The sequence below is a fragment of the Methanobrevibacter arboriphilus JCM 13429 = DSM 1125 genome, assembly GCF_002072215.1.
GTDB classification, from domain to species: domain Archaea; phylum Methanobacteriota; class Methanobacteria; order Methanobacteriales; family Methanobacteriaceae; genus Methanobinarius; species Methanobinarius arboriphilicus.
The window spans coordinates 15478-28827 of the sequence record NZ_JXMW01000030.1 but is presented as its reverse complement, the minus strand read 5'-3'; the positions used below and the strand labels follow the sequence as shown (position 1 = coordinate 28827).

The window sequence follows — 13350 nt, the reverse complement described above, 5'->3', positions numbered from 1 at the left end:
AAAAAAATAATTATTAGTGATACTAATTAAAAGATAATAATTATTAAAAAGAATTATAAAAAGGAATTTGTATGAAAATTAATCTAAATTTTTTAATTCAAGAAGTTTTTAAAACAATCGCCTTTGGTTTTATTCTCTTTTTTGTAGCTTATATTAGTTTAAATCTTTTTATCTCTATAAATGTTTATTATTTATTTCTAATAGCTATTTTATTATCTATAATCAACACAATCTCTTCTGTTTATGAAAAAGAAAAAACAAGAAAAATTACAAGATATCTTTCAGAATTTTCTCAGATTCTTTTATGGTTTTCTTTAATGTATCTGATTTTATCAGTAGCTATTTATTTACTCAATTTAATAGTAAAAATACCTATAAATCATTTAATTATAATTTATAGTCTAATAATTCCAATAATTACTATATATGGATATATAAAAGGGCATAAAATTAAAATAAAAGAACATGATCTCTTTATCAAAAATTTAAAAGAAGAAATAAGTATAATCCATTTTTCCGATGTTCATATTGGTTCAATTAGGGGTGAAAAACTTTTAAAAGATATTGTTTCTAAAATCAATTCAACAGATGCTGAAATAGCTATTTTATCTGGTGATTTAGCTGATGGGTCAACACCAATCAAACCTGATGATTTTTCTCCTTTAAAGGATTCTAAAATTCCCATAATATTCACTCCTGGAAATCATGACTATTATCTTGGTTTGGAAAATGTTATTAAAGCAGCTGAAAATGCTAACTTGAAAGTATTATTCAATGATAAAATAGAGTTCAAAGGTTTGTCTATACATGGGTTTTTTGTTTCTTCGATTTTAAAACCTGGTGTTTCAATTGAAAATAGTAATGATTTTTCAATGATTAATTCTGATGATGTTAATATTGTTATTAATCATTTTCCTGTGTTTTGGAATGAATTTAGAAGTATGGGTGTTGATATACAACTTTCTGGTCATACACATGGAGGTCAATTTTATCCAATCAGATTTTTAATAAGGGTAATGTTTAGATATGTTCGAGGAATTTTTAAAGAAGATAATAAATATTTAGTTGTTAGTGATGGGGTTGGAACATATCAAGCTCCAATTAGATGGGGAACTGATTCAGAAATCCTTTTATTAAGATTAAAAAAGATATTAGAATGATTTTAACAATATAATTTTATTCTTTTATTAGTTTTTATTATTCTTATTTTTATCATTATTTTTTTATTCTTGCTTTTTATTATCTTTTTATTTTTTCTCTTACTGTTCCTTTCAAGTGCTTTTCTATAAATTTTAGATATATTTTTTTAGAAATCTTTTTATTTCGTTTATTATTTTTTTTAAATATTTTATTATTTGTAGGATTAAATTTTTTTATTTTTAAAATAAATTTTTTTATTGACATTGATTATAGTAACATTTATTAATAGTTATAAAAATAAATAATCTTATTCTATCTAGTTATGTATATTAAATTTAAAATAAAAATAAATAAAAATATTTATACTGATATTATGCTTTTATATAATACATTTTAAGTTTTAAACTTTATATTATATGGACATAATATAAATTATTGCATTATTTATGGAAATAATATAAATTATTGCAATATTATGAATTAAAAAGTTTTTAACAATGTCCATTTGGTATAATAAGTATTTTATTAATTTATTGATAGAAATATAATTATATATAATTCAATTTTATTATGGAGGACTATTAATGGTTCGTGCTTATACAAGAAGAGAATATATAAGAAAAATTCCTGGTTCTAAGGTAGTTCAATTTGATATGGGAAATTTAACTGATGAATTTCCAGTAAAAGTAAGTTTAGCTGTAAAAGATCCTGCTCATATTAGTCATAATGCTCTTGAAGCTGCTCGTATTGCTTCTAACAGATTTATGCAAAGAAAAGCTGGAAGGATGGGTTATCATTTGAAAATTAGAGTTTTCCCTCATCAAATTGTGAGAGAAAATCCAATGGCTACTGGTGCAGGTGCAGATAGGGTTCAAAATGGTATGAGAAAATCTTTTGGTAAATCTATCAGCTCAGAAGCTATTGTGAAAAAGAATCAAAAAGTTTTATCTATTGATACTAACAAGAAAAATTTCCAAGATGCTAAAGAATCTTTAAGAAGAGCTGCTATGAAATTACCTGTAAGCTGCAGAATTGTAGTTGATAAAGGTGAAGAATTAGTCAAATAAACTCATAAATTTAACTATCTACAAAATAATTATTATTACAATATCTAGTTATATTTTAGAGTATTTTATTACACTATCTAATTATATTTTAGATTTCATAAATATATAAAGTTACAAAAGATTACAAAACAATTTTAATACTTAAATTCTTTAAAATAACATTTTTAATGGCTAAAATTATTATTAAAAATTTAAAACTCAACAAGGATGAAAAATATGTATGTTGAAACATTTGAAAATATAAGTAAGGATGATGTTGGAATTGCTGGAGGAAAAGGGGCTAATTTAGGTGAATTAACCCAAGCAGGAATACCAGTACCTCCAGGATTTGTAGTTACTGCAGAAACTTATAATAAATTTATGAATGATACTGGAATATTTGATAATATCATGAATATATTAAGTGGAATTGATATTAACAATACTAAAGAACTTCAAAATTCTGCTGAAAAAATTAAAAAAATTATCATTGAAACCAATATTCCTGAAGATATATCAGCACTTATTATTGAAGCTTATAATGCACTCTGCCAAAAAGTTGGAATTGAAGATGTTCTTGTAGCTATTAGATCATCTGCAACAGCTGAAGATTTACCTGAAGCATCATTTGCAGGACAGCAAGATACTTTTTTAAATATTTATGGTGCAGAATCTGTAATTGATTATGTTAGGAAGTGTTGGGCTTCTCTTTTTGAAGCTAGAGCAATATTTTATCGTGAAGAAAACAATTTTGAACATTCCAAAGTATATATTGCTGTGGTTGTTCAAGAAATGGTTGAGTCTGAAAAAGCAGGTGTAATGTTTACTGTTAATCCTTCTACTGGTGAAGATATAGCTCTTATCGAAGGGTCATGGGGACTTGGAGAAGCTGTTGTTTCTGGTTCTGTAACACCAGATACTTATTATGTTGACAAAAAATCTAATGAAATATTAAACTTTAGTATAGCTGATAAAAAGGTAATGTTTGAAAAATTACCTAGTGGAGAGACTAAACAAGTTGATGTTCCTGAAGAATTAAGAAATGAAAGAGTCTTATCAGAAGCAGAACTTGTTGAATTAACAGAAATGGGTAAAAGAATCCAAAATCATTATAATGCTCCTCAAGATACTGAATGGGCTTTCTATGATAATACTCTTTATATGTTACAATCTAGACCAATCACTACTTTAGAAAATGGGTCTGAAGCTGGAGATAAAGGATCTGATATTGAAGATAGGGAAGTTATTGTAAGAGGTCTTGGTGCAAGTCCTGGTATGGCTTCTGGTACTGTAAAAATCATTAAAAAGATTGATGAATTAGATAAAATTAAAGATGGAGACATAATGGTTACAACAATGACCACTCCTGATATGGTTCCTGCTATGAAAAGATCTAGTGGAATAATTACTGATGAAGGTGGAATAACTTGTCATGCAGCTATTATCTCTCGTGAACTTGGAATTCCTTGTGTTGTTGGAACTGGTAATGCTACTGAAGTTCTTAAAGAGAATATTAAAGTAACTATTGATGGTAAAAAAGGTCTTGTTTTTGAAGGAGAATTCCATATAGCTGAAGAAAAAGTAAAAGATGAATCTGCTGTTTCTCAAGCACCTGCTCCAATTATCACTGTCACTGAAGTTAAAGCTAATGTAAGTATGCCTGAAGCAGCTAAAAAAGCTTTTGCTACTGGTGCAGATGGTGTTGGTCTTCTTAGAACTGAACACATGATGTTAACTTCTGGTGTTCATCCAAAGAAATTTATTCTTGATGGTAAGGAGAATGAACTTGTAAAAATATTGATGGAGAATATCTTAAAAGTTGTTGATGTTTTCTATCCAAAACCTGTGTGGTATAGAACTTTAGATGCTCCTACTGATGAGTTCCAAACTCTTGATGGTGGAGAAGATGAACCTTATGAACATAATCCAATGCTCGGTTGGAGAGGTATCAGAAGAGAGCTTGATGAACCAGAAATACTTAAAGCAGAATTTAAAGCTATTAAAAAGCTTCATGAGCAAGGTTATACTAATATTGGAATTATGATTCCATTATCACAAAGCCCAGATGAACTTATAAAAGCTAAACAAATAGCTGAGGAAGTAGGGCTTAGACCTCATAAAGATGTTGATTTTGGTATAATGGTAGAAACTCCTGCAGCTGCTTTAATCATTGAAGACTTTATTGATATTGGAATTGATTTTGCAAGTCTAGGAACAAATGATCTTACTCAATACACCCTTGCAGTTGATAGAAATAATGAGTTAGTAGCTAAAAATTATACTGAAGAGCATCCTGCGGTTTTAAAATTAATTGAGAGAACTATTAGAAAATGTAATGAAGCTGGAGTCACATCTAGTATTTGTGGTCAAGCAGGTAGTAAGCCACATATCGTTGAAAAACTTGTTGAACTTGGAATATGTAGTGTTTCAGCTAATACTGATGCTGTTAGTGATGTAAGACATACTGTAGCTAGGTCTGAGCAAAAGTTAATCTTGGATGCAGCAAGAAATCAAAAGAAATAAGATTTAATTAAATCTTATTGATTATCTTTTTATTATCTATTTTTAATTTAATCTATAATTTTTATTTATTTTATTAATTAGTTAATTAATCACATAATCATTCATTTATAACATAATCATTTATTATAACATAATCATTCATTATGATAATCATTCATTTATATAATCATTTAATTATCATTGTATTTATTAGCATGTTCGTTATTCTGTTTATTATTTTAATGATTGTATCTAAAGGGTATTTCAATGAATCAAGAACCATTAGAAAAAGAAAAAATATTAGAAGAATTGTCTAAACTCAAAAAACAAGATTTAGAATATTCTGATGGAAGAATTTTAGGGTCAATGTGTACTCGTGCTGATCCTTTAGCTAAAGAAGTATTTTGTGATTTTTTAGATGCAAATCTTGGAGATCCTGGTCTTTTTAAGGGAACTCAAACTCTTGAAGATGAAGTTATTAGAGATATTGGATCCTTTCTTTCACTTGAAAAACCCTTTGGTAATGTTGTTACTGGGGGAACTGAAGCTAACTTAATGGCTATTCGTGCTGCTCGTAATATGGCTAGAGAAGAAAAAGGTATTGGAAATATTAATAGTGAAAATGGATATTCTATTCCTGAGATTATTGTTCCTAAGTCTGCTCATTTTTCATTTAAAAAAGCTGCTGATTTACTTAATTTAAAACTTATTGAAGCAGATTTAGATGAAAATTATCGTGTTGATATTGAATCTGTTAAAAAAAACATTTCTGATAATACCATTGCTATTGTAGGAGTAGCTGGTACTACTGAACTTGGCATGATTGATCCAATTGAAGATTTATCGAAGTTAGCTCATGATAATGATATTTATTTTCATGTTGATGCTGCTTTTGGTGGGTTTTCTATTCCATTTTTAAAAGATTTTGGCTATGAAATGCCTGTTTTTGATTTTTCTCTTGAAGGGGTTTCTTCTATAACTGTTGATCCTCATAAGATGGGTCTTGCTCCTATTCCTTCTGGAGGTATACTTTTTAGAGAAAAAAAATATTTAGATGTTATGGCTGTTAAATCTCCATATTTAACTTCTAAAGAACAATCAACTATTGTTGGAACTCGTTTAGGTGCTCCAGCTGCAGCTACTTGGGCAATTATGCAATATATGGGGAGAGAAGGCTATGCTAAAAATGCTAATGAATGTATGATTAATAGTGAATTTTTAGCTGACGCTTTATTTAAAGAGGATTTTGAGTTAATAGTTGAACCTGAGTTAAATATTGTAGCTTTTACTCACCCAGAAATACCTACTGATGATTTAGCTAACATGTTAGAAGAAAAAGGGTGGATGGTTTCAGTCTCATCTTATCCAAAAGCTATTAGAATTGTTCTAATGGGGCATATAAAATATACTCACTTAATCGATTTTTTAACTAGTATTCGTGAGATTAAAAGTAGCTTGAATATAAGATAAAATTATCTATATAGCTTTCATTTAAATTAGTTTATATTTGATTATTTCATAGGATTTTGAGATCTGATTTTTAATTTTTTTATTATTAATGTTGTTTATAAAATTTTTAATGATAATTATGAAAGATATAAAAAAAATAAAAACTCCTATTTCTATTAAAGATATCGATGATTTGGAAGTAGGGGATAAATTACTTATTTCAGGAAACATCTTTACAGGTAGAGATGCAGTATTACCTAAGTTAAAAAGAAAAATAATTGAAAATAAAGATAGATCCAAAGATAAAATTCTTGCTAATTTAGAAGGTAGTGCTATAATGCACACTGCTGTTAGCGATGCTGGTATAGCTCCTACTACTAGTAATAAAGATGAAATTGAATCATCAATACATACATTATCAAAAGCAGGAGTTAGAATTCACATTGGAAAAGGTTCTCTAAGTGAAGAAACTATAAAATCTCTTAAAAATCAAAAATCTATTTTTGTAGTCACTCCTCCAATAGCAGCTCTTTTAACTGATTCTGTTAAATCAAAACAAATTGTTGATTATGGATATGAAGGTATTGAAGCACTTTTTAAGTTACAAGTAGAAAACATTCCTGGAATAGTGGCTATTGCTCATGGGAAGTCTATTTATTAGTTATTTTATTTATTAATATAATTATTCTAATCAGAATTATTTTAACCATAATTATTTTAACCATAATTATTCTAATTATCAATCATATTTTCTTTCTTTTTTTCTTCATTGATGTTTACTCTTTTACCTTCAGAGGTGGGGATTACTTCAAAAACAGCATCATCAAACTCAAGATTGAACTCTGTTCCATCCATTAACATATGTTGAAAAACAGCTAGTGAAGAAACTTCAGAGTGTGGTTGTTTTGTTACAGAAACATTATAATCTGATTTTCTATAGACCTTTGTTGGTACTCTTGATCCTCCAACAACAATTAGCTTATCTTTTGAAGATTCTCTTATTTCTCCTATAACATCTTGAACTTGAGATCCATACATTGTAAGATGAATTACTTCTCCACCCTTGTTTTGCCATTCTTCTATAAGATTCATATAATTTTTCTTATATTCAATCTTAAAATTTCCTCCCCATCGTTTTACAACATCTTCAACATTTTTCATAAGCTTTTCATCTTCTTCTCCACCTAAATATATTTTTGATGCTCCAAAAGCTCTTGATGTTAGACAAACATGGGTGGTTATTCTAGCATCTCTTTTTGATCTATGATCTAATCTTAAAACATTAATATTCATTATTATCACAAATTATTTATTAAATATGATTTATTATATTCTTCTTTTAATATATCCTTTATAATGTGATATTTATAATTAATTTACTGTAATTATTTATATTGATTACTTTAATTATTTTATAGTTATTTTACTGTAATTATTTATAATTGATTAATTTAATTTAATTATATTATGTTTATTTTAGTAATTATTTTACATTTATTTTATATTTACTAAATCTATTTATTTTATATATTTGAGGTAATTTTAAAATATTCTTATTTGAGACAATAATATCATTATTAACATAAATAAAAGTGAAAATAATCTACCAATTTCATTTGAAGCACCTAAAACATCACCAGTGGCTATTTTAAAGTTTTTCTTTCCAATTAAGCTAATTAATGCTCCTCCGAATGCTCCTCCGATAACTCCGAATGCTCCTATAATTCCTCCAAAGAGATAACCGATAGCTAATGTTATAATTAATGTAGCTATAAATTTTGGTATTGTCATTGATTTTATAAAGTACATTCCAGTCCCATCATTCCCTGGCTTTGAAGAAATTGCACAGCTAACTAAACCAACTTTCGCTGACATTTCACATATTAATATTGATGATATAAATCCTATTAAAAGTATAGAATTTAAAAAAGCAATTGTTAAAATCCCAACAATGAAAAATAAAGCTATTCCTCCAGTTCCAATCATAGAGTCTCTCATTACAGATATTTTTTTTTCAGGAGTACCATGTACCATTAAAGCATCTCCGATATCTATAAGTCCATCGAGGTGATGAAAACCATTAAACCATATTAAAAAACTATAAATAATGACAGAAATAATAAAAATCGGAAAATTCAGTATATTTAAAAATAGTCCAATTATTAAAGCGAAAAAACCAACTAAAGCACTTAGCACTGGCCAAAACCAAGTCATTTTAGCCATCTCTTCAATACTTGTGTATATATTTATTGGTAAAATTGTTGAAAATGTTAAAAGACCTGCTATGGATCTTATTTTTGATGATTTCTCACTAATGAAATAATCATCTTTTTGTTTGTCTTTTTCTGTCATTTAAATTCCTTTTTAAATTTTTTAATAAATCCTCTAATAAATTTTTTGATAGTACTTTTATTAGTAATTTTATTAGTAATTTTAATATTATCCTTAATAATACTCTTAGTACTCTTAGTGATAATTTTAGTAATACTTCCAGTAATACTTTTAATAATATTTTTAATAGATTTGTTTGTTTTTATATTTTTTTAGTTTTCTAGTTTTTAGGTATATGTTTGTTTTTTTAATTTTTTAGTTTTTTAGATTTTTTAGTTTTTTAGTTTTTAGTTTTTTTTGTTTAATAGTCTTCTTCAAACATTTTAGACATACAACCTGCTATAAGCCCAGCAAATATGTCATCTACCATTGGGCCTAATTTAGATAATATTCCTGGTTTTTTTTCATCATAACGTTTGAAATTAAATGTAGCTTTTGTTCCCGCTATTTGATTAGATATAGCTATTCCTAAAACTTCATCACTATATAAATAAGCAGGATCATCACTAACATCGACTTCTCTAACTCTATTGGCCTTAAAATCTTCTTCACATCTGATAGCTGACATCAAAAGAGCAATAACATTTATATCTTCCAGTGCTTTTAATATTTGATTTTTTAATCTCAGTTTTAATTCTTTTATTTTTTCTGGAGTTTCATCAATACCAACACATAGCTCCATTCCAGCATCTACAAGTAAATCAATAGTAATTCCTTCAGCTAATATATAATCAAGTATTCCAAAAGATAGTTCCATATTGGCCAATGATTTACTACAACTTTTAACCATTGTTCGCACTATTTCTTTTTCAATAGTTTCTATATTTTTATTACTATGTAAATTAATTAATTCCATTAATTTTTGTTCTTTTCCTTCATCAAATCCAATTGGTGATTTACAAGCTAAAATTATAGATTCATTATTATTTAAAGCATCATGTATATGCTCTGGTAGTCTTAAATAGTCGAAATACTTAATCTTTGTTTCAATTGCTATTTTATATAATCTTATAAGTTCTCTCATAGTTAAACTTTCATCTATATATATTATCTGATTTAAATTCAATTCAAGAGAATTAGAATCTCTTTTAACTTTAGCTATTTTTAGATAATCAGTTAATTTTATAAGATTAAGATTGTTATTCATGAAATTTATAATTGTTAAACTATCTGAATTTTCTAAAAAATAATTTATATTGTTGTTAGAGTTAATTTCAGGATTTTTACTATTTTCATTTTCAGTATTAATATTTTCAAGATTGGATCGATTAACAGGAAATTGTTGAGCAATATAGCTATTATGTTCATTATAACTGTTGAAATTACTTTTAATCTTTTTTTCTTTTTCAAAATGCTTAAGAGATGTTTTAAAATTATCTTCTGAATTATAATTAGTTGATAATATAATTATATTTTTTACAATATCAATCCCACTATTTATTTGGTTTTCAGGATCGAAACCATCACAGAATGTTAGAAAATAGTTTGGATTTTCCATATAAAAATAATCATAGTCACTATAGAGTTTTATATCATTAAAGATTTTCTTAGTTCTTTTTTTAGTCTTAAATTTGTTTTTTCTATTTTTCATGATAATCACCCATAGAGCTATAAATCCTTTAACTTCAGAAATTTATTAATTTGTTCTTTAGATAATCTTGTATGATCTTATATATGTTTTTATAAATTCTAATTTCACTTATTTTTAATATTACAAAAATTAATCATATTTTAAACAATATAAATAATATACGTATTAGTCATATTTTAAATAATATAAGTATTAATCATATTTTAAATTCTCAATTATTAATAAATTCTCATTTATTAAATTTTTGATTATTATATTTTTATTTATTATAAGATTCCATTATTTTATATTAAATTGTTTCAATTATATTAAAATATTTCAATAATATTATTTATATTGTTTAACATATTTACTTTAAAGTTTAAAAATATTTTTTATTATAAATAAAATTAATATCTAAATAATTACGATGTTTTTTTGGAAAGGGAGATTATGGTACTAATAATAGATCCTCAAAATGCAGGAATAGCTGGAAATATGATTGGAGGGGCATTCATTGATTTAGGTTGTAATCATGAGGAGATGAAGCTAGTTATGGAGTATGTGGCTAATGATTTTGGTGGAGTTAATGTTAAGATAAATAATGTTAATAAAGCAGGAATCGAATCTATTTTTTTAGAAGTTGAAACTATTGATAAAGATAATCATAATAATCATTCTATTTCTTATAAAGAGCTTTTATCTAAAATAAATCAAATTGAAGAGATCGAATTTCAAAAAAAGAATAGTATTTTTGGAAAAGAGCTGATAAAGGATATTTTCAATATTTCAAGAAAAGTTTTTAAAAGGATCGCTGTATCTGAGGCAAAAATTCATGGAAAATCTTTGGAAGATGTTAATTTTCATGAAGTTGGTGCTGCTGATGCAGTTGCTGATATTTTTGGCTCTGTTTTTGGTTTTTGTAAACTTGGATTCCATAATAAAAAAGAAAAGGTCATTGGATTGCCAGTTGCTGTTGGTGGAGGTTCAGTTAAATCAGTTCATGGTATGATTCCTGTTCCAGCACCAGTTACTCTTGAAATTATTAGTGAAAGAAATATTTCTTCTTTTGGAGGGCCAGTTAATGCTGAAATAGCTACCCCAACAGGGGTTGCATTATATGCTGAGCTTTGTGATGAATTTATGGATTTTCAACCTTTTATAAAAGTTGATAAGATTGCTTATGGAGCTGGAAAAAAAGATTTTGATTTTCCTAATGTTTTAAGAATTATTAAAGCTAAATCAAATATAAAATCTCAAGGTATTGATGTTATAGAAACTAATGTGGATCATTTATCTGGTGAAAGCATAGGTTATCTTTTTGATAAATTAATGAAAGAAGGTGCTCGTGATGTTTTGGTTATACCTGTTATAATGAAGAAAAATCGACCAGGGGATATCATTAAGGTAATTTCAAGAAAAGAAGATACTGATAGGCTAGTTTCTATTATATTTAAAGAAACTGGTACATTGGGAATAAGAGTTTCTCAAAACTTTCATAGAGGAATAGCTAATAGGGAGTTTATATCTTTAGATATAGATATTGAAGGTGAAATTGAATCTATTAAATTTAAAATAGGCTATATTGATGGTGAAATTATATCTTCAAGACCCGAATATGAAGATATAAGAAAAATTGCTACTAAAAGAAACATTCCTTTGAATAAAGTTTTAAATCTAGCTAATTTTGAAATTAATCAGTATTTATCTAATTTAAGATAAAGTACATCGTGATGATGAAGTATTTATTATAAATAATAAGCATTCCTTATGGATAATGAAGTATATTTTATAAGTAATAAAGTATTTTTTTTTATATAATGAAATATTCCTTATGGATAGTGAGATGATTATTATGGATTTTTCTAATAATATTACTTTTCAAAGAGTTTATTATGATAATATTTCTAAAACATTATTTGTCATTTTTAGAAATGGACACGGTACTAAATATGCACATCATAATGTTCCTAATGAAGTATTTCAAGGTTTTAAAGAGTCAAATTTTTCTAATAAGTTCTATTATCAAAATATTAAATATAAATATTCTCATAAAATAGATTTTTTAACTGATGAAGATCACAAATATCTTAATTTTCATGATTATTAACAACTTGATTAAAAAATTCTATGCTTTATTTTTAGATATTTTTATATTATTCTTATATTTATTTTTTATATTATTTTTATAATTATTTTTATATTATTTTTCATTGTATTCTTTATTTAATTATTTTTCAATTTTTAATAATAATGGTTATTATTTATTAGTTAATATATACATAGTAAATATATATATATATATATCACATTCAAGTTTATATTAATCATGTTCTTTTTTGTATTTTTTATATAGGTAGGTTTATATTAAAGATATTAATAAAATATAAGGTAGAGAATGTTCACTCCATATTTATAAATTATTTGTTAGAGGAATAAATTTTAAGATTCTGATTTTGTTCTTTAAAAATGGTGTTTGAGTTCTATGAGAAAGTTACGTTCGATTATATCTCAGTTTACGATAATTGATATTGTGATTTTAGTTTTCATTATAGGGGCTTTATTGTTCTCTATTTATACAATTGTTAGTAATGATGATGGTGATGTTGAGACTTATATATTCGATTCTCAGACCATTAACGATCTTCCTGATAAATATTCGATATTATATCATAAGGGTGAAATAGTTAAAGCTGAAATTAAAGGTTATAATCAAGAAGGTAAAGATATTAGTGCAAATGGAACAGTTATTTGGGTCGATGTTTATAGAGGAGAAAATATAAAAGTTGAAATCCTACCAGACAATTCAAATAAGCCTATAATGGCGGTATACGATGCAGATGATGCTGATATTTACATTGAAGAAATAATATTAAAAGGCACGGGCACTAAATATAAAAATGTTGTTGATATTAAAATCAAGCATCAAAGTGTTTCAACATTAGAAAATTTTGTATCTGGAATTCCTAATGGGACTAATTACACAATTTCAACAAGAATTAGTGTTAATAATGTGAATAATAATTTGTTTCAAAACTTATCAAATATTATGTATGATGATTTAAAAAAAGAGTCTATTCGACCTACTTTTAAAAATTCTTATCTCCAATTGGCTCTTGTAATGGCAGATAATTCTGATATTAGATTAGCATCAAAGATTCTTGGAAATATAAATGGTGAATCTGATGCAATTAATATTAGAATTTATAATGCAAATCAAGAGCAGATAAAATCAATTGAAGATAATTATGATGTTTTAAGTGTAAATAAGGTTACATAATAAAATTTTTTGGAAATATAAAATTATAATTT

11 protein-coding genes are annotated in these 13350 nt (G+C 26.0%); 8 read left to right on the top strand and 3 right to left on the bottom strand.

Annotated elements, in window-relative coordinates:
* Nucleotides 1-71: 71 nt before the first annotated feature.
* The 5 genes from MBBAR_RS09550 to MBBAR_RS09530 all read left to right on the top strand — a co-directional run bounded on the left by MBBAR_RS09550 (nucleotide 72) and on the right by MBBAR_RS09530 (nucleotide 6798).
* Nucleotides 72-1160 carry a metallophosphoesterase gene (locus MBBAR_RS09550; protein WP_080461117.1) on the top strand — a complete coding sequence of 363 codons (1089 nt, stop codon included), beginning with the start codon at nucleotides 72-74 and terminating at the stop codon, nucleotides 1158-1160.
* 564 nt (nucleotides 1161-1724) lie between these two features.
* Nucleotides 1725-2207, top strand: a complete 483-nt coding sequence (gene rplJ / locus MBBAR_RS09545; protein WP_080461116.1) for a 50S ribosomal protein L16 — start codon at nucleotides 1725-1727, stop codon at nucleotides 2205-2207.
* A 216-nt stretch (nucleotides 2208-2423) separates the two neighbouring features.
* A complete protein-coding gene (gene ppsA / locus MBBAR_RS09540) occupies nucleotides 2424-4709 on the top strand; it encodes a phosphoenolpyruvate synthase (protein ID WP_080461115.1) in 2286 nt (761 codons plus the stop codon).
* A 246-nt stretch (nucleotides 4710-4955) separates the two neighbouring features.
* Entirely contained in the window at nucleotides 4956-6158 is a 1203-nt protein-coding gene (mfnA, locus tag MBBAR_RS09535; protein ID WP_080461114.1) for a tyrosine decarboxylase MfnA, read from the top strand.
* A 127-nt stretch (nucleotides 6159-6285) separates the two neighbouring features.
* A complete protein-coding gene (locus MBBAR_RS09530) occupies nucleotides 6286-6798 on the top strand; it encodes a fumarate hydratase C-terminal domain-containing protein (protein WP_080461139.1) in 513 nt (170 codons plus the stop codon).
* Between the two features lie 71 nt (nucleotides 6799-6869).
* On the opposite strand, the gene MBBAR_RS09525 is transcribed toward MBBAR_RS09530, so the two are convergent.
* The 3 genes from MBBAR_RS09525 to MBBAR_RS10585 form a co-directional block, all read right to left on the bottom strand.
* Complete coding sequence (locus MBBAR_RS09525) at nucleotides 6870-7433, bottom strand: tRNA (cytidine(56)-2'-O)-methyltransferase (protein WP_080461138.1); 564 nt, start codon at nucleotides 7431-7433, stop codon at nucleotides 6870-6872.
* A gap of 246 nt (nucleotides 7434-7679) precedes the next feature.
* Nucleotides 7680-8489, bottom strand: a complete 810-nt coding sequence (cobS, locus tag MBBAR_RS09520) for an adenosylcobinamide-GDP ribazoletransferase (protein WP_080461113.1) — start codon at nucleotides 8487-8489, stop codon at nucleotides 7680-7682.
* Between the two features lie 280 nt (nucleotides 8490-8769).
* Nucleotides 8770-10059 (bottom strand): phosphatidylglycerophosphatase A, encoded by a 1290-nt coding sequence (locus tag MBBAR_RS10585; RefSeq protein ID WP_249025062.1) that lies wholly within the window; start codon nucleotides 10057-10059, stop codon nucleotides 8770-8772.
* Between the two features lie 432 nt (nucleotides 10060-10491).
* On the opposite strand from MBBAR_RS10585, the gene larC reads away from it, so the two are divergent.
* The 3 genes from larC (at nucleotide 10492) to MBBAR_RS09500 (ending at nucleotide 13318) form a co-directional block, all read left to right on the top strand.
* Nucleotides 10492-11760: a nickel pincer cofactor biosynthesis protein LarC gene (gene larC, locus MBBAR_RS09510; RefSeq protein WP_080461112.1), complete on the top strand. Its 1269-nt coding sequence runs from the start codon at nucleotides 10492-10494 to the stop codon at nucleotides 11758-11760.
* Between the two features lie 133 nt (nucleotides 11761-11893).
* A complete protein-coding gene (locus MBBAR_RS09505) occupies nucleotides 11894-12148 on the top strand; it encodes a KTSC domain-containing protein (protein WP_158082580.1) in 255 nt (84 codons plus the stop codon).
* A 375-nt stretch (nucleotides 12149-12523) separates the two neighbouring features.
* Entirely contained in the window at nucleotides 12524-13318 is a 795-nt protein-coding gene (locus MBBAR_RS09500; protein WP_143746192.1) for a hypothetical protein, read from the top strand.
* Nucleotides 13319-13350: the final 32 nt, after the last annotated feature.

Bases quoted from the DNA above. Each gene is read 5' to 3' on its own strand.
- MBBAR_RS10585 (WP_249025062.1), bottom strand. From the start codon at position 10,059: ATGAAAAATAGAAAAAACAAATTTAAGACTAAAAAAAGAACTAAGAAA.
- mfnA (WP_080461114.1), top strand. From the start codon at position 4,956: ATGAATCAAGAACCATTAGAAAAAGAAAAAATATTAGAAGAATTGTCT.
- MBBAR_RS09550 (WP_080461117.1), top strand. From the start codon at position 72: ATGAAAATTAATCTAAATTTTTTAATTCAAGAAGTTTTTAAAACAATC.
- MBBAR_RS09505 (WP_158082580.1), top strand. From the start codon at position 11,894: ATGGATTTTTCTAATAATATTACTTTTCAAAGAGTTTATTATGATAAT.
- cobS (WP_080461113.1), bottom strand. From the start codon at position 8,489: ATGACAGAAAAAGACAAACAAAAAGATGATTATTTCATTAGTGAGAAA.
- ppsA (WP_080461115.1), top strand. From the start codon at position 2,424: ATGTATGTTGAAACATTTGAAAATATAAGTAAGGATGATGTTGGAATT.
- rplJ (WP_080461116.1), top strand. From the start codon at position 1,725: ATGGTTCGTGCTTATACAAGAAGAGAATATATAAGAAAAATTCCTGGT.
- MBBAR_RS09500 (WP_143746192.1), top strand. From the start codon at position 12,524: ATGAGAAAGTTACGTTCGATTATATCTCAGTTTACGATAATTGATATT.
- larC (WP_080461112.1), top strand. From the start codon at position 10,492: ATGGTACTAATAATAGATCCTCAAAATGCAGGAATAGCTGGAAATATG.